11 protein-coding genes are annotated in these 17,150 nt (G+C 49.6%); 10 read left to right on the forward strand and 1 reads right to left on the reverse strand.

The window, feature by feature from the left end:
- Nucleotides 1-7 precede the first annotated feature (7 nt).
- Nucleotides 8-946 (forward strand): oligopeptide ABC transporter permease, encoded by a 939-nt coding sequence (gene opp4C / locus BBD42_RS12080; RefSeq protein WP_237163453.1) that lies wholly within the window; start codon nucleotides 8-10, stop codon nucleotides 944-946.
- A gap of 27 nt (nucleotides 947-973) precedes the next feature.
- A complete protein-coding gene (locus BBD42_RS12085; RefSeq protein ID WP_099518315.1) occupies nucleotides 974-2,617 on the forward strand; it encodes an ABC transporter substrate-binding protein in 1,644 nt (547 codons plus the stop codon).
- Between the two features lie 125 nt (nucleotides 2,618-2,742).
- On the opposite strand, the gene BBD42_RS12090 is transcribed toward BBD42_RS12085, so the two are convergent.
- Entirely contained in the window at nucleotides 2,743-3,075 is a 333-nt protein-coding gene (locus BBD42_RS12090) for a hypothetical protein (protein WP_099518316.1), read from the reverse strand.
- Between the two features lie 344 nt (nucleotides 3,076-3,419).
- On the opposite strand from BBD42_RS12090, the gene ppc reads away from it, so the two are divergent.
- The 8 genes from ppc (at nucleotide 3,420) to glmS (ending at nucleotide 16,301) form a co-directional block, all read left to right on the forward strand.
- Nucleotides 3,420-6,224, forward strand: coding sequence for a phosphoenolpyruvate carboxylase (gene ppc / locus BBD42_RS12095; protein ID WP_099518317.1), 2,805 nt, complete (start codon nucleotides 3,420-3,422; stop codon nucleotides 6,222-6,224).
- Between the two features lie 351 nt (nucleotides 6,225-6,575).
- Nucleotides 6,576-8,003 (forward strand): S1C family serine protease, encoded by a 1,428-nt coding sequence (locus tag BBD42_RS12100; protein ID WP_237163454.1) that lies wholly within the window; start codon nucleotides 6,576-6,578, stop codon nucleotides 8,001-8,003.
- 328 nt (nucleotides 8,004-8,331) lie between these two features.
- The gene (gene sigW, locus BBD42_RS12105; RefSeq protein ID WP_056033156.1) at nucleotides 8,332-8,898 is read left to right on the forward strand and encodes an RNA polymerase sigma factor SigW; all 567 of its coding nucleotides are present in this window, start codon (nucleotides 8,332-8,334) and stop codon (nucleotides 8,896-8,898) included.
- Nucleotides 8,899-8,979: 81 nt separating this feature from the next.
- Nucleotides 8,980-9,648 carry a zf-HC2 domain-containing protein gene (locus BBD42_RS12110; protein ID WP_237163455.1) on the forward strand — a complete coding sequence of 223 codons (669 nt, stop codon included), beginning with the start codon at nucleotides 8,980-8,982 and terminating at the stop codon, nucleotides 9,646-9,648.
- A gap of 228 nt (nucleotides 9,649-9,876) precedes the next feature.
- Entirely contained in the window at nucleotides 9,877-10,716 is an 840-nt protein-coding gene (gene cdaA, locus BBD42_RS12115) for a diadenylate cyclase CdaA (RefSeq protein ID WP_099518318.1), read from the forward strand.
- A complete protein-coding gene (locus BBD42_RS12120; RefSeq protein WP_172455466.1) occupies nucleotides 10,709-12,154 on the forward strand; it encodes a CdaR family protein in 1,446 nt (481 codons plus the stop codon). The genes cdaA and BBD42_RS12120 overlap by 8 nt, the downstream gene beginning before the upstream one ends.
- A gap of 76 nt (nucleotides 12,155-12,230) precedes the next feature.
- Complete coding sequence (gene glmM / locus BBD42_RS12125; protein ID WP_099518320.1) at nucleotides 12,231-13,571, forward strand: phosphoglucosamine mutase; 1,341 nt, start codon at nucleotides 12,231-12,233, stop codon at nucleotides 13,569-13,571.
- 897 nt (nucleotides 13,572-14,468) lie between these two features.
- Nucleotides 14,469-16,301 (forward strand): glutamine--fructose-6-phosphate transaminase (isomerizing), encoded by a 1,833-nt coding sequence (glmS, locus tag BBD42_RS12135; RefSeq protein WP_099518322.1) that lies wholly within the window; start codon nucleotides 14,469-14,471, stop codon nucleotides 16,299-16,301.
- Nucleotides 16,302-17,150 lie beyond the last annotated feature (849 nt).

Here is a 17,150-nt window from a genome sequence, read left to right on the forward strand (position 1 = left end):
AAGCGCTATGGCTATGCTGCAGATAAGCACGAACAAGGCAGCGGGCTCTGGAGGTGGAAGCGGCCAGCTCGCAGAGACGCCAGTGAAAAGCAGCTATAAAGAAGAGAGCTATGCGAGGATGGTCGTTCGCAGGTTTAAGAAGCACAAGCTTGCGGTAGCGGGGCTTGTCCTCATGACGCTGCTTTCGCTGGGAGCAATTATGGCTCCTTGGATCGTTCCGCATGATCCTTACCAGGTGACGGAGGCTTTCGAAGCCGAGCCTTCCGCCGAGCATTTGCTTGGCACCGACCAGGTAGGGCGCGATGTGTTGAGCCGGTTAATATACGCGGCGAGAGTGTCGCTTATGGTCGGCTTGGGCTCCGTCTTAATCAGCGTCACGATAGGGACGGTGCTGGGCCTCGTTTCGGGGTATTTTGGCGGCATTGTGGATATGGCGGTTATGAGGGTGACGGATATATTTATGTCCTTTCCCCAGCTGATGCTTATTCTCGTTGTGGTCAGCGTAGTCGGTCCCAGCTTGACGAATGTCATTTTGATTCTTGGCTTCCTTGGCTGGACGGGTGTAGCGCGGCTTGTGAGAGGAAGCGTGCTGTCGATTAAGCAGATGGATTATGTCAAAGCGGGAGTCGCTTTGGGACTCGGCACGCCGCGTATTTTGTTCAAGCACATTTTGCCAAATGCATTGGCTCCGATACTCGTAAATGCAACCTTCGGCATTGCGGGCGCTATCGTCTCCGAGGCTTCGCTTAGCTTCCTGGGCCTTGGCGTTCAGCCGCCAACAGCAAGCTGGGGCAATATGCTTACCGATGCCCAATCGCTTACGGTGCTCACCTCGCAGCCATGGCTGTGGCTGCCGCCGGGCATCATGATCGTCGTCAGCGTATTGTCGGTAAATTTTATCGGCGATGGGCTGCGCGATGCAATGGATCCAAAAAGCTTGAAATAACGACCATTTTAAGGGGGACAATCATCGATGAAGACAAAAAACAGTTGGAAAATGGTTTGTGCGCTTGTTGGAATTATATCTATGCTGACACTAAGCGCATGCTCCAGCAGCGGACCGGCAACAGCAGGAGCAAGCGGCGGCAGCGAAGCGAAGCCAGCAGGGGAAAGCAAGGTCGTAAACATCGGGATTACGAATGCGCCGCTCATGTTTAATCCCATTGACCAGACGGACAATACGTCGATTATTGTGACGTCGATTTTGTTCCAGCCGCTCATGGAGCTGGATGAAAATTTGAAGTTCGTTCCGATGCTGGCCGACAGCATTGAAACCGAAGATAATCAGGTTTACACCGTAAAGCTGAATGAAAAGGCCAAATGGAGCGACGGTGAGCCCGTTACAGCGGAGGATGTCGTATTTACGGTGAAGCTGATTGGCAATCCGAAGTCGATTGTATCGCTGTCCACTCGTTATGCGCTGCTGGAAGGCTTCGATGAGCTAGGCAAGCTGCCGGAAGGGGCAAGCGATGTAGCGGGCGTGAAAAAAATCGACGACCACACCGTCGAATTCCGCACGAAGCAGCCAGTGGACCCTAATCTGTTCATGGAAAGCTTCGGCAAAAACCTTAAGCCGCTGCCGGAGCATGTATTGAAAGACGCGAGTCCAGAGACGCTGGCGCAAAATCCATTTTTCCAAAAGCCGACCGTCGTCAATGGACCGTTCACCTTCGTTACTTACGCTAAGGACCAGTATATTGAGCTGCAGGCCAATACAGATTATTTCAAAGGCGCGCCAAAGCTGGACAAGCTGAATTTTAAAATTATGCCTTCGAGCAATTTGGTTGCCCAGCTGCAAAGCGGCGAAATCGATATGAACTTCCCGGGTATCGGCACGATTTCGGTACAGGATTTTGAGAAAGTGAAAAACATGTCCAACGTTAATGCGGTGTCCGGCAAGCCGTTCAACTACCAAAATCTTTATTTTAATAATGAGACGATAACCGATGTTCGTGTGCGCCACGCCATTGCCTACGCCATTAATCGCGAGATGATGATCGAGAATTTGCTCAAGGGCGAAGGCGAGAGCATGGATGTGCAATATACGCCGATTCACCCGTACTACAACAAAAACCTGACGCCAATTACGTATAATCCGGACAAAGCGAAGGAGCTGCTCAAGGAAGCAGGCTGGGATTCGAGCAAGACGCTGAGGCTGGTCGTGCCATCGGGCAATAAGACGAGGGAGCAGGCTGCCGACATTATTGTCGAAAATTTGAAGGCGGTAGGCATCAACGCCCAGGTGCAAAAATTTGACCTTGCCACGTCGGTGCAGAAGCTGATTAAGGGAGAATACGATTTGGATATTTTGGGCCTCATCTTTATTCTTGATCCCGATTTGACGACCGTATTTGGTACGGGAAGCAAGACGAACTATGCCCGCTATTCCAGTCCCGAAATGGACAAGCTGCTGCTGGAAGGGACGAAGGAGACGGATTCGGATAAACGCCGCGTCATCTACGACAAGGTGCAGGAGCTGATTATGGAGGACCTGCCGCAAATTGCTCTGTTTGCCGACTACCGCCTGCTGGCAACGAACAAACGCGTGCTGGTCGGTGGACCGAAGGACTTGGGCGCGTTCATCCATGTGTATGAGTGGGATGTGGAGTCGAAATAAGCGGCTTGAAAAGCAGCAAGCAGATTTAGTAATTCTTTAGCCAAATAAAAGCCAACCAACTAGCGAGCGCTGTTTGGTTGGCTTTTGTTATTTTCTATAAATTTCGGTTTCTGAAAAATTTTCAGCTAATATATTTTCAAAAGGACGGATACGATTCCCGACGCGCACGCGGCAGCAAGGGCGAGGCAGGCCCAACTATTTTTTCTGAAATAGATGAGGAAAATTGCGGACAGGGACAAGGCGGTGGACAGCAGCGAGGATGCGAATGCGCCGCCCCTAAACGTAACATTCTGGTAAGGGATAAATGACTGCACGAGCAAAAGCAGCAAGCTGAAGGCGATAACGGCGATTTGATAAGGGGCAAGCTTCTGGTAGCTGCCCTTTTTGTCTGTAAGTTTAACTGTCACATAAACAATAGCTGTGATAAACAAAAGCAATGGCACGTATAGCTGGAGCATGGAAGTTCCCTCCTTTTCACCTTCAATTCCTTTTTATACCATACCTGATGATTTACGAGAATCGCAACTACTCTTTTTTCTGGATAAAAAAACGATTACATTTAATTAAAAATAGTGATTTAGATAGAAATGAAGCAGATAGGGGTAATGTAGGGAGTTGGCGGAAATGCAGAAGATCATCGCCTTATTTAATGATAAATCCCCCCTTTTTAGTTGCGGGCATGATAGACATCCTCCCATACATCTTGGTAAATGGCGGGGCTTCAACCATGAAGGATTTTGTAGTATGATGTATGATAGTTAAAATGAGTCCGTTAACGGGCACGCTACAGGAGGATTTCAGTATGTCGGAACAAGCTGCAACGAATTTATCGGCAAGCCGCCAGCAAGCGAACAATTTGCTGCGTAGGGATGTTCGGTTTCTAGGCAACATACTCGGCGAAGTGCTCGTCCACCAGGGCGGCAAGGAATTGCTTGAAATTGTGGAGCAAATCCGCGAAACAAGCAAATCGTTGCGAGCGGAATATATTCCGGAGCTATTCGCGCAATTCAAGACGACCGTGTCGTCATTGAGCCCGGAAATTAGGCACCAGGTTATTCGTGCCTTCGCGATTTATTTTCAACTGGTTAACATTGCTGAACAAAATCACCGTATTCGCCGCAAGCGCGATTATGAGCGTTCTACTGGGGAAGGCGTTCAACGCGGCTCCATTGAGAGCGCTGTAGCGGATCTGAAGGAACGTCAAATCGCAGTAGAAGATGTCCAGCAAATGCTGAGCGGCATTTCGCTGGAGCTTGTCATGACTGCCCATCCTACGGAAGCGACACGCAGAGCGGTACTGGATATCCACAAGCGGATTGCCGAAGATGTGATGGAGCTTGATAATCCGACGCTGACTTACCGTGAGCGCGAGAAGCTTCGCGAGAAGCTGCTGAATGAAGTGCTTATTTTGTGGCAAAGCGATGAGCTTCGCGACCGTAAGCCTACGGTTATCGACGAAGTTCGCAACGGCTTGTATTATTTTGATGAAACGTTGTTCGAGGTGCTGCCTGCTGTTTACGAGGAGCTGGAGCGCTGCCTTGAGAAATATTATCCAGGTGAAAAATGGCATGCGCCAGACTTTCTCCGTTTTGGCTCGTGGATCGGCGGCGACCGTGACGGCAACCCTTCCGTAACCGCGAAGGTGACATGGGAAGCGCTGACGATGCACCGCCTGCTGGCGATTCGCAAGTATGAAGAAACGCTGAATGAGCTGATGGGCCAACTGAGCTTCAGCACGAACATTGTGGAAGTGTCGGATGAATTGATCGAATCGATTCGCCGCGACCGCGAGCAGGTTGAGCTGAAATGCGTAGAGCTGTGGCGCAATACGAAGGAGCCTTACCGCATCAAGCTTGGCTTTATGCTGGAGAAGCTCGCAAATACGCGCAATGAGGCGCTTAAAGGCTCCGCTATGCGCTATAACAACCCGGAAGAGCTGCTGGAGGATTTGAAAATTATTGACCGCAGCCTGCGCAATCACTTCGCGGATTATGTCGCAGATACGCATATCGGCAAGCTGGTTCGCCAGGTTGAGCTGTTCGGCTTCCACCTGATGACGCTCGATATTCGCCAGCACAGCAAAGAGCATGAAAATGCGATGGCTGAAATTTTGGCGAAAATGAACATTACGCCGGATTATGCGGCTTTGAATGAGGATGAAAAGGTTGAGCTGCTGCATCGCCTGCTGAATGACCCGCGTCCTCTCACATCGAGCCATTTGGATTATACAGATGCAACGCGTGAATGCCTCGATGTTTATCATACGGCTTACCGTGCGAAGCAAGAGTTTGGCCCGAACTGCATTTCCAGCTACCTGATCAGTATGACGCAGGGCGCCAGCGACATGCTGGAAGTCATGGTCTTCTCGAAGGAAGTCGGCTTGTTCCGCCAAGATCGCGACGGTACCGTTCACTGCTCCGTTCAATCGGTGCCGCTGTTCGAGACGATCGACGACCTTCATGCGGCTCCGGCTATTATGAAGCAGCTGTTCGAGCTGCCGATTTACCGTCAAGCCATTGCGGCTCGCGGCGATCTGCATGAAATTATGCTGGGCTACTCCGACAGCAATAAAGATGGCGGAGCGGTTACAGCTAACTGGGAGCTGCGCGTAGCGCTTAAGGAAATTACAGCAGCGGCGAACGAATACGACGTTAAGCTGAAATTTTTCCACGGACGCGGCGGCGCGCTTGGTCGCGGCGGCATGCCGCTGAACCGCAGCATTTTGGCACAGCCTCCGCATACAGTAGGCGGCGGCATCAAAATTACCGAGCAAGGCGAAGTGCTTTCCTCGCGTTATTCGATGCAGGGTATCGCATACCGCAGCTTGGAGCAGGCCACTTGGGCGCTGATTACAGCTGCGCGCTTGGCCAAATATCCGGAGCAAGGCCAGACGGCCGAGCCGGAGTGGGAAGAAATCGCCCGCTCGATTTCCGAGACGGCGCTGGAGAAATACCAGGATTTGATTTTCCGCGATCCGGATTTCCTCACGTACTTCAAGGAATCGACACCGCTGCCTGAGGTTGGCGAGCTGAACATTGGCTCCCGTCCATCCAAACGGAAAAACAGCGACCGCTTTGAAGATTTGCGTGCGATTCCATGGGTATTCGCATGGACGCAAAGCCGTTATTTGCTGCCAGCTTGGTATGCAGCCGGCACAGCGCTCCAGCAATATGTGGATGGAAGCGAGGAGCGTCTGCATACGCTAAAAACGATGTATGAGCATTTCCCGTTCTTCCGCTCCTTAATCGACAACCTGCAGATGGCACTGGCGAAAGCCGATCTGATTATTGCGAAGGAATACGCGGGCATGATTTCCGACGAGGCGATCCGCGACCGTATTTTCCAGCAAATTGAGTCGGAATACGCGCTGACATCGCAAATGATTTTGAGCATTACGGGCCAAACGGAAATTTTGGATAACGTACCGGTTATTCAAGAATCGATTCGCCTCCGTAATCCGTACGTCGATCCGCTCAGCTACATGCAGGTACAGCTTCTGACTGAGCTTCGCGGACTGCGGGCGAAGGACGAGGATGATCCAGAGCTGCTTCGTGAAGTATTGCTCACGATTAACGGAATTGCCGCCGGCCTGAGAAACACGGGCTAATAAGGCGCTTGAACAAATAAATAAACGCCAGAAATCGCTGGCGTGAACAGGAAAGCCAAGCAGGGCAGCCATTGCCCCGCTTGGCTTTTTTTTGCGTTGAAAAGGTGGGTTTAGCGGCAGCAAGGGGACTTGTTATGCGCTTGTACAGCTTTTTAGTACGAAAATAGGGCGGCCCCGAAAGGTTTTATGTTGCTTTAAATATCGCTTAAGTTTGGTTTAAGGTGCATCCTGCATGATGTATACATAGAAGGCAAACGAAATGACCGAATACACACTGACTAATTCTTAAGATCTCAATACTTAGCTTACGTGAAGAAATTTACTCGGTAAAACTTGAAGGAGGCAATCAAGATGAGCGAGGACAACCAATATAGAGGAACAAATAACAGCATGAATGGACAGGGAGATGATCGTATGGCGGATCAAGTAAATGGCGGCGAACAAGGGAAACAGGCGGAGATGAACGCAGCAGGGGCAAGCGATAGCCCAATCGAGCAAACGAGTGCAGCAAGCAAGCCGGAGGGCGAGCAAGTTTTCAAAACCGTTTATGGTTATGAAGATGCGGGCGAACCGGGGAATGAGGCTTCGGCGTCAGCGGATGGGGATAGCAGCCAGGCAACGCCGCAGCAAGAAGATCCATCCGCAGCGCAGCAGGAAACAGCTGCCGGGCAAGAAGCTGAAAAACAGACGGCTCCGCTTGTTGCTTCCTACATCTACGAGTCGGAGCGTTCTCCCTCGAGCTTGCGCCATTCGTATGAAAAGCAGCTGGGCGAGCTGCGGTCGTTGACAGACAGAGGACAGAGCGGCGCAGGCAGAGGCGGCGATGACGGTTCACAGAAGCCAGCGAAGCGTACGCCGTTGAAGTCCATCTTCGCAGCCTTTTTAGCAGGGGCTGTCGTCATTGGCGGCTTTATGTATACAGCGGACCGCAGCAATTTGTTCACAGGCGGCGTGGCTACGGTAAATACGACCAACGGCAGTGTAGTTAGCAATGGCAGCGAGAACAGCGCGGGCGTGACAACAGCAGCGAATTCGGTGGACAGCCAAATTTCCAACATATATGCGGCAGCGTCCCCGGCCGTCGTCAAAATTGAAAATTACGGCCAAGCGACACGCGCAAGCGGACGCGGTTCAGACTACTGGCAGTTTTTCGGGCAGCTGGCACCACAGAGCGGCCAGCAGCAGCCGAATGCAGGCTCTAATGGCCAGAGCAGCGGAACAGACGATTCCAATTTGCAGCTTACAGGCTCGGGAACGGGATTCATATTCCAGTCCGATGGCTACATTTTAACGAATGAACATGTCATTAGCGGAGCTTCCCAAGTGAAGGTAACCGTAGAAGGTTATGAAGAGCCGTTTGTCGCTAAGGTGGTAGGCTCCAGCGCCGATCTGGATTTGGCGGTTCTGAAAATTACCGGAACGACGGCATTCCCGACGCTGTCGCTTGGCGACTCGGACAGCACAGCGATCGGCGACTGGGTTATCGCAATAGGCAATCCGTATGGCTTTGACCACACGATGACAGTGGGTGTGCTAAGCGCGAAAGAACGTCCGATTTCCGTCCAAGACGAGGATGGCGGCACGAAGGATTACAAGCATTTGCTGCAAACCGATGCCTCCATTAACCCGGGCAACTCGGGCGGTCCGCTGCTCAATACGAGCGGTCAGGTCATTGGCATTAATACGGCGGTAAGCACCGAGGCGCAGGGCATTGGTTTTGCCATTCCATCAAGCGAAATTCAAAGCGTGCTTCAAAAACTGATGACCAATTCCTTATAATATCTTTCATAAAAGAAGGCTGGGAACGAAGTGCGGCACGCAGCGCATCCGTAAATGGCCCGGCAAGAGCAGCATCAAGCGAAAAGCTTGATAGCTGCTTTTTTGCCATAAAGAGTGGAAAACGTATATAATAGTTCAAATAAGGCGACGATAGCCGTTTCACCTTGCGTATTTATCTTGCTTTTTAAGTCCATGTGGATTACGATTTTCTATAGAGTTTAAGGGCAGAGGACGCGGCAGGAGTTATAATTGTTTTAGTAGGCATTGCTGATTCATAATAGCACTCGCGGCAACAATCCGTTCAAACGGAAAGTTTGGAGGAGTAGAAGTGAATGTATTGGAAGCCCGCCTTGCAAAATTATCTTTAAAAGGCGACCAGCGGGCATTTGCTGAGCTCGTAGGGCTCTATCAGGACAAGCTTTTTCACATGGCGTACCGCATGCTGAGCAACCGTCAAGAGGCGGAAGATGTCGTGCAGGAAGCGTTCATGCGAGTGTATAGAAATTTAGAGCGTTACGATGAAACCTTGAAATTTTCCACCTGGATTTATCGGATCGCGACGAATCTTTGCATCGACAAGCTGCGCAAGCGCAAGCCTGTATATTCGCTAGATGCGGAATCGACGGATCATGAAGGTTTGGATGGATATTCGATGATTCCAAGCGACAATCGAACGCCCGAGTCGGAGACGCTGCTGTCTGAGACGCAGCGGATTATCCATCAGGCGATTGCCTCGCTTCCGCCGAAATACAAGACGGTGATGATGCTGCGCTATATTGAGGATTTGTCTCTTCAAGAAATTAGCGAGGTCATGGATATCCCGGTCACGACGATTAAGACGAGGGTTCACCGGGGACGGGAATTTCTGCGCAAGAAGCTGGAGTACAAGCTGTAAAAATTGGCCGAAAGCTTGTCGTGTAATTTTGAAACACTTTCGGATTTGATACGTATCCTATAGTTGTAGTAGGGCGTTAACGTGAGCAAAAGAAAGAAAGGACTGGCTGCTATGGAATGCAAAGTCGCCATCGGAATGATGCACGACTATTTTGACGGTGATCTGACCAGGCAAGGTACGATGGATTTGAAAGGGCATATGAGTACTTGTCCCGCTTGCCTCGCTCGGTTCGAACAGCTGGAGAAGACGGAAGCGATGACTTTTTCCGCCTTAGAGCATGCCGCAGTGGTCCCGCATTACGATATACAGGCTTCCGAGAAGCTGACGCAGCTTATTTTGGACCAAATACCGAAACCGCAGGCGAAGACTCGTCCGCAGTATTTGCGTTTGCTCTACAAGTACCCAGGCGTAACGGTCGCAGCGATTTTTGTATTGGTTATGCTGGGCAGTTTTGTCTCCATGTGGGGACATGATACGAAGCTGGTGGTATCGGGCGAGGATCTGCATCAGGTCGTTATTGACGGCAACACGGTTACAATTCCAGAAGGTGTGCATATTAAAGGAAATTTGATCGTTGAAAATGGCATGGCCGACGTTAGAGGCGAAATCGATGGCAATGTAACGGTCATTGACGGTTCCCTCAATTTGGCCTCGACCGGTTTTATTGCCGGCCAAAGCCGGACCATTGATCAGGCACTGGATTGGTTCTGGTATAAGGTGACGACAACTTTCAGCGGATTGGCTTCTTAGGTGAGCTGCCTTCCTGACGGGAAGGCAGCTTTTTTTTCGAAAATATAGGGAAGGATATGATTGTTTCATCCTTTCTCTATATTTCTCGGAATGAAACGCGCTGCACCGCCAAAGAATGGCGACAGCCGTTTCACCTTGAATAAAGGAGTTTCCACACCAAATATAGAAAATAATAAGTTGAAATTCAAAATACATGCGATACGTGCTCGGTTGTTTGGGGGTTCATACATGAGTTACTTTGCAGATTTGACTTGGCAGAACGGCATCAAGGATGTCATTGATATCGGGATCGTCAGCTATATTATTTACAAAATCATTTTGCTTGTACAAGGAACCAGAGCGGTTCAGCTCTTGAAGGGAATCCTTGTGCTTATTGCTGTATGGGCGATTAGCACATGGTTTAATTTATATACGCTCAAATGGGTAATGAACCAAATGTTCACCTTTGGCGTCGTGTCTGTCCTCATCATTTTTCAGCCGGAGCTGAGGCGGGTGCTGGAGCAGGTGGGACGGGGAAAGCTGTTCGTCAGCTCCTCCTTCATGGACAAAGATGTCGTCAATGAGCAGATTGATGAAGTGATGAAGGCTGTCCAGTTTATGGCGAAACGGAAAATTGGCGCGCTAATCGTATTTGAACGGACAACCGGCGTTAATGAACTGATTGAATCAGGTGTACAGATGGAGTCGAGGATTACCTCCGAGCTGCTGAACAATATTTTTACGCCAAATACGCCGCTGCATGATGGAGCGGTCATTATTCGGGGTAATCAAATTATGGCGGCGGGCTGTTATTTGCCGCTGTCTGAAAATCCTTTTATAAGCAAGGAGCTTGGAACGCGCCATCGTGCGGCCATCGGCGTCAGCGAAGTTAGTGACGCGGTGTCGGTCGTCGTATCGGAAGAAACGGGACAAGTTTCATTGGCGCTCAACGGCATGATTGTCCGTGATATTAAAGAAGAATCGCTAATCTCGAAGCTGTTCGAGGAGCTGACTCCGAAGACGAATGGACGCACAAAGGAACGCCAGTCGTTCGCGTTCTGGAAGCGGAAAGGAGGCCGGGATGGATAAATGGCTTAGTCATCCGACAGCGATCAAAATCATTTCTATCGTTATTGCGCTGCTGCTGTGGGCAGTCGTGCATTTCGATCCGGAATCGACTCCTGCTGCGGTGACCTCCAATACAGATAAAAAAATTATCGAGGCCGCACAAATTATTCCAACCGGGCTGGATGAAGCTAAATATTCGCTCGTGCAGATGGAGCCGACCGTAGTAAGGATTATGGTAGAAGGCCGCCGTTCCAAGCTGCTCACTGCCAAAGACGAGGATTATATTATTACTGCTGATTTAACCGGACTTGGGGAAGGCGAGCATGTTGTGCCGTTAACGTATACGATGCCGAGCGGCGTCAACCTGCTGGAAATTTCACAGCGTACGATAAAGGTGGATATCGAAGAAATTCAGACGAAGTCCTTTGATTTGGGGCTGAAGACGTCTGGTACGCCTTCAAGCGGCTATATTGTTGGAACGCCATCACTGGTCGGCAAGGAGACAGCTCCGTCCGTTAAAGTGACGCTTCCGAAGGATGAAATGGAATATGTCGGTTCGGTAAGCGCGACCGTTAGTGTGGAAGGCGCGAAATCGACAGTTGAGGATAAAAAAGCAAGTGTTGTCGTTTATGATACGGAAGGCAAAGTGATGGAGCATGCGATTACCGATCCGAAAATCGTCGATGTGGAGGTTCCTGTCACGCCGCCAATCAAGATGGTACCGCTCCAGATCAGCTATACGGGCAGCTTGCCGGAAGGTTTAAGCATCGCTTCGATTAAACCGGAAATCGACAAAGTTGCTGTTTATGCGGATCAAAAAACGCTTGATGCTCTCGAAGTATATAATGGGGTGACGATTGATCTCGGAGCAGTCGAGCAGTCGGGCACGGTGAAGGCGAAGGTTACGAAGCTGGACGGCATAGTGATGGTTGAGCCTGCTGAAATTAATGTTGAGGTGAATGTCGTTTCATGGGAAGCGCTGACCTTGACGAGAGCGATTCAATTAACGAATGTCGGCGAAGGGCTTTTTGCTGAGATCAGCAAGCCGCAGACCGGCGAGGCGAGCCTCACTATTCACGGCGCACCAGATGTGCTATCGGCTATTAGCGACAAGGATTTGCAGCTGACAGCTGATTTGCAGGGACTTAAGGCGGGTACGCATACGATTAAGCTGTCGACAACGGTGCCGCGTTTCGTGACCGTGACGAACGAAGAAGCAGCATTGACCGCTACGGTAATTATTGGCGAGAAGTCTGATCCGGTGACGGCAGATCCGGAAACAAGCGGCGGTACGACCAAGCCGGACCCGACTCCAACGCCTGAGCCATCGGCAACGCCGGATGAGGAAGAAAGTACGCCTAGTCCTGGCTCGGGAAACGATGGCGGCAATGATGGCAATGGAGCTACGAATGCGGGCGGCGAGCCTAGCAGCGGCAGCTCCGCAAACGCAAATGGTTAATTGATTAATGAGCAACAGCATAGGATTGGCGTGTTTTTCAGCCAATATCGATATAATAAAAGGGGCTAGAACGACAATGGGGAAATATTTTGGTACAGATGGCGTGCGCGGTGTCGCGAATCAGGAATTGACACCGGAGCTTGCTTATAAAATTGGCCGCTGCGGCGGATTTGTATTAACGGGAGAGGCAGATAAGCCGGTAGTCGTCATCGGACGGGATACGCGTATCTCCGGTCCAATGCTGGAATCAGCGCTTATCGCCGGCTTGCTGTCTATCGGCGCAAGCGTTGTGCGCCTAGGTGTCGTATCGACGCCGGCAGTCGCTTATATTACACGCGAGCTGAAGGCGGATGCGGGCGTTATGATTTCCGCTTCGCATAATCCGGTTGAGGATAATGGCATTAAGTTTTTCGCTGGCGACGGCTTCAAGCTGTCGGATGAGACTGAAATTCGCATTGAGCAGCTGATTGATGCGGAGCAGGATGATTTGCCGCGCCCTGTAGGCGGCGATATTGGCACTGTAACCGATGACGATTCCGCGAAGAAGCGTTATCTGGACTTTTTGAAAACGACGATTAGAGGCGGGTTCAGCGGCCTTAAAATCGTGCTCGACTGCGCGAACGGCTCTGCTTATGAGCTGGCGCCAGCTGTATTCCGCGAGCTTGGCGCGGAAATTATTACGGTAGGAGCGGAGCCGGATGGCCGCAACATCAATGCGGGCGTCGGATCGACGCATCCTGAATATTTGCGTGAGCAGGTGCTGGCGCATAAAGCGGATCTGGGACTATCCTTTGACGGCGACGCCGATCGCCTGATTGCGATTGATGACCAGGGCGAAGAGGTCGATGGCGATTATATTTTGTGCATCATTGGCGACGCTATGAAACAGGCTGGAAAGCTGAAGCATGATACCGTCGTTACAACGGTTATGGCGAACATTGGTTTCTTCAAGGCGGCGGGGCAGCTTGGCCTGCAAACCGCACAAACCGCTGTTGGCGATCGCTACGTGATGGAAGAAATGCGTCGCGGCGGCTTCAACTTGGGCGGCGAGCAGTCCGGCCATGTTATTTTTCTGGATTATATTACGACGGGTGACGGCATTCTGACCGCTTTGCAGCTGGTCGATACGATCAAAGCTTCCGGCCGCAAGCTTAGCGAGCTGAAAACCATTATGCGCAAGTTCCCGCAAGTGCTCGTCAACGTGCGCGTGGAAGACAAGAGCAAATACCTGGGCAACCAGGCGATTGAAGCAGCAGCGGAAGAAGTGTCTCGTGAGCTTGGCGACAATGGCCGCGTGCTCGTTCGTCCTTCCGGTACGGAATCGCTCATTCGCGTGATGGCAGAAGGGCCAGACAAGGCTCAGGTTGAAGCATACGTGGCAAAAATCGTTGATGTGGTGAAAAAAGAACTCGGTTAATGATTAATGGGCTGAGTATTCAGCGGCGATAATCGTTAACGATCGGAATCTTCAACCATAATTTTCAATGTCCGTGAGGGTTAACGGCTATATACTTTAAGGGCAGTAATAGTATACGGGACTTATTTTTAATGGGAGCAATAGTAAACGATAGTAATGTTAAGCGGCATAAATGACATTAATCAGTGCCTTTAATGATTAAGGCCGCTTGTCCTCCGGCGATTGAACCGAAGCATACGCGTTGAAGCTTGAGCGCATGCTAAGGTGATTTGCGGGAGGCAGGCGGCTAGGCACCGATACGTTTATGGAGACATAGAATGAAGGAGGCAATGGAGGCAATCGGTGGGTATAGCTGCTTATAATGGGCACGAGCCCGATGCTGTTGCATATTTGCCTGAAAATGAATACAATAAAGAGTATGATTTCATTCCAGAAGGAAAGCGAGGATCGAGGTTACACTGCAATATAAGCGCCAGAGCTTGCGTGATGATTTGTTTTGATGCTCTACGTGACCGATGAATGGGCTGCATGATGGATATGCGGACAGCGGTTATGGAGATGCAGTCGGGGCAATCATACGGGAAGCTGACGAGGTGGAGGTGTTCGAAATGTTCGGCGGGGGCCTCCCGGTTATAGCATGCCAACCGAAAGCTGAGACGCAAAATGTTTGGGCGACCATTCATACAAACGTTCAGCAGGCATCAACAGACGAAATAATTGAACTTTTATTCCCGTATGTCTATGGTGCCGCCTGTGGGGCTGGTACGGGCAGAGGGTTACACAACTTCTTTGGACAAAAGCAGAACTGAATTTGTGACAACCGAATAGCGCCTGTGCCGCATATAGGCAGGCATCCGTCATAAGGGCATTATACCTATAACGGAGGTCTATTAAATTATGTGTGGAATTGTAGGATATATTGGTAAACGTGACTCGCAGGCGATTTTGATCGAAGGGCTGAAAAAGCTGGAGTACCGCGGCTATGACTCGGCAGGTATTGCTGTATTCACAGACAACGGTCTTGAAGTTTCGAAAGCAAAAGGACGTCTTGCTAATCTTGAAGGCAAGCTGCAAGGCGAGCCATTGCACGGTTCCGTCGGCATTGGGCATACGCGCTGGGCAACACACGGCAAGCCATCCGATGTGAACTCTCATCCGCATACGGACAATTCCGCTAAATTTTCGGTCGTTCACAATGGCATCATTGAGAATTACCTGGATTTGAAAGACGAGCTGACTGCGAAAGGCCATGTATTCGTATCGGAGACGGATACAGAAGTGATCTCGCATCTCGTAGCTGATGAGTATGATGGCAACATCATTGAAGCAGTGCAGCGTGCGGTAAAACGTATGCGCGGAGCGTTCGCGCTTGGCGTATTGACGGAATTTGAACCGGAGAAGCTGGTAGCGGTTCGTTTTGCAAGCCCGCTCGTCATCGGCGTAGGCGAAGGCGAAAACTTCATCGGCTCGGATATTCCGGCGATTTTGGAGCATACGCGTGACGTTTATATTTTAGACGACGGCGAAATGGCTATTTTGACACGTGATGGTGTCGAATTGATGACGACAGAAGGCGCGGCTATTTCCAAGGAAATATTCCATGTCGATTGGGATCTGGTAACCGCAGAAAAAGCCGGATTTGATCATTTTATGCTGAAAGAAATTTATGAGCAGCCGAAAGCATACCGCGACACGATGCTGGGCCGCGTTGCTGACGATGGCAAATCGGTACAGCTGTCTGAGCTGACAATGACGAAGGATTATATTAAGACAATTCGTAAAGTGCATATCGTAGCTTGCGGAACAGCTTACCATGCTGGCCTTGTTGGTAAAACGGTTATTGAGTCCATTGCCCGCATTCCGGTTGAAACGGATGTCGCTTCGGAATATCGTTACCGCTCGCCGATTATTACGCCAGACACGCTCGTAATTGTAGTCAGCCAATCCGGTGAAACAGCGGATACGCTTGCTGCACTTCGTGAAGCGAAGCGCAATGGCGCTCGCGTATTGGCGATTACGAACGTAGTGGGCAGCTCGATTGCCCGCGAAGCGGATGATGTGCTGGTAACGTTGGCAGGACCGGAAATTGCGGTTGCTTCGACAAAAGCTTACACATCGCAGCTCGTAGTATTCTACCTGCTCAGCTTATATTTCGCAGATACGGTGGGAACGAAAAATACAGCTGAGGTAAGCGAAATTCTTGCTGCTATGCAAGAGCTTCCTGAGCAAGTGGAAAGCATTTTGGAGCAAGCGCCGGTATTGCGCGATATTGCTGAATCGATCTCCTCGCATCCAAGCCTGTTCTTTATCGGCCGCGGCATTGACTATCCAGTAGCGCTGGAAGGCTCGCTGAAGCTGAAAGAAATTTCGTATATTCACTCGGAAGCTTACCCGGCTGGCGAGCTGAAGCACGGTACGCTGGCATTGATCGAAGAGGGCGTTCCCGTTATCGCATTGGTGACGCAGGAAGAGCTGTACGAGAAAACACTGAGCAATATTAAAGAAGTGAAAGCGCGCGGCGCGAATGTGCTCGGTATTGGCAATGTTGGCTATGAAGAGGAAGCGAACAAGTCGGTTGATACACTGTTCTCGATTCCTCGCACACTGCCGATCCTGACTCCAGCACTGTCCGTTGTGCCACTGCAATTGATCTCCTACTATGCTTCGCTTGCGCTCGGGCATGATGTTGATAAACCGAGAAATTTGGCGAAGAGTGTTACGGTGGAGTAGGGGAGAGTAATAAATTCCCCCTGTATAGAAAACAATTTTAGTCTCCACTTATCACAGAAAGTCCAACACTGATCACTTAAAGTTTGCCATTAAGCCGACGAACTCAGGTATTCACTCCTGAATTCCGTACGGCTTTTTCTTATTATTTCCCTTGTTTCCTAGCAGACAAGTGTTCTATAACTTTTGCTGAATCAAGTTTTTTGAGTTTCTACTTTGATTTTATACCTAAATTCCAGTAGTTCTACAATGATTCCTCTGCTTTTACGTCTAATTTATTTTGCTTTATTCACCTCGGCCTTTAATCTCTCAATGGAACAAACGCAATTAATAACTATCAAAATTGGGTAGTTTTGAAATTCTATTCCCTCACCACAGTAGTTGCTAATTTTAAATTGGTCTACAATAAGTAGATAGTTTAAATATTTTCCTTTTCGTGCTTTTATAGTTGTATGGTCCTAATTTTTTGAAGTATTTTTTTAAAAAAAGAAGGATATTCTTGGTAATTGTCGAATTTCTACAGCTATCGTATAGTTCATTTTGCTTATGAAATAGTTTAGGGTTAGGTATAGATAGATTAGATTTATGAGTTAATCGAAGATGGTTATGAGTCTGATTATCTGGATTTCAAAGAAAGACATTACAATAAAGACAAGAGTATGATTGAGGATATTATGGAAATGGCCAATTCCCGTCACTATGGAGATAAATATAATAAAGTGACATTTGAGGTGAGATTTCTGGAACAGAGTAAAGATGTAGTTCAAAAGTTAGTTCAACAAAAGTAGTAGTTACACAGATATATTTGTATAGAATTTATTGTGAAAATAAAAGACTGTAAATAGTTTTTTA

Source organism: Paenibacillus sp. BIHB 4019 (assembly GCF_002741035.1).
In the GTDB taxonomy this organism is placed as follows: domain Bacteria; phylum Bacillota; class Bacilli; order Paenibacillales; family Paenibacillaceae; genus Pristimantibacillus.

What these genes read in the sequence shown, in the direction of transcription:
- BBD42_RS12085 (WP_099518315.1), top strand. Translation starts at nt 974, where the DNA reads ATGAAGACAAAAAACAGTTGGAAAATGGTTTGTGCGCTTGTTGGAATT.
- ppc (WP_099518317.1), top strand. Translation starts at nt 3,420, where the DNA reads ATGTCGGAACAAGCTGCAACGAATTTATCGGCAAGCCGCCAGCAAGCG.
- glmS (WP_099518322.1), top strand. Translation starts at nt 14,469, where the DNA reads ATGTGTGGAATTGTAGGATATATTGGTAAACGTGACTCGCAGGCGATT.
- BBD42_RS12120 (WP_172455466.1), top strand. Translation starts at nt 10,709, where the DNA reads ATGGATAAATGGCTTAGTCATCCGACAGCGATCAAAATCATTTCTATC.
- glmM (WP_099518320.1), top strand. Translation starts at nt 12,231, where the DNA reads ATGGGGAAATATTTTGGTACAGATGGCGTGCGCGGTGTCGCGAATCAG.
- BBD42_RS12100 (WP_237163454.1), top strand. Translation starts at nt 6,576, where the DNA reads ATGAGCGAGGACAACCAATATAGAGGAACAAATAACAGCATGAATGGA.
- cdaA (WP_099518318.1), top strand. Translation starts at nt 9,877, where the DNA reads ATGAGTTACTTTGCAGATTTGACTTGGCAGAACGGCATCAAGGATGTC.
- BBD42_RS12090 (WP_099518316.1), bottom strand. Translation starts at nt 3,075, where the DNA reads ATGCTCCAGCTATACGTGCCATTGCTTTTGTTTATCACAGCTATTGTT.
- opp4C (WP_237163453.1), top strand. Translation starts at nt 8, where the DNA reads ATGGCTATGCTGCAGATAAGCACGAACAAGGCAGCGGGCTCTGGAGGT.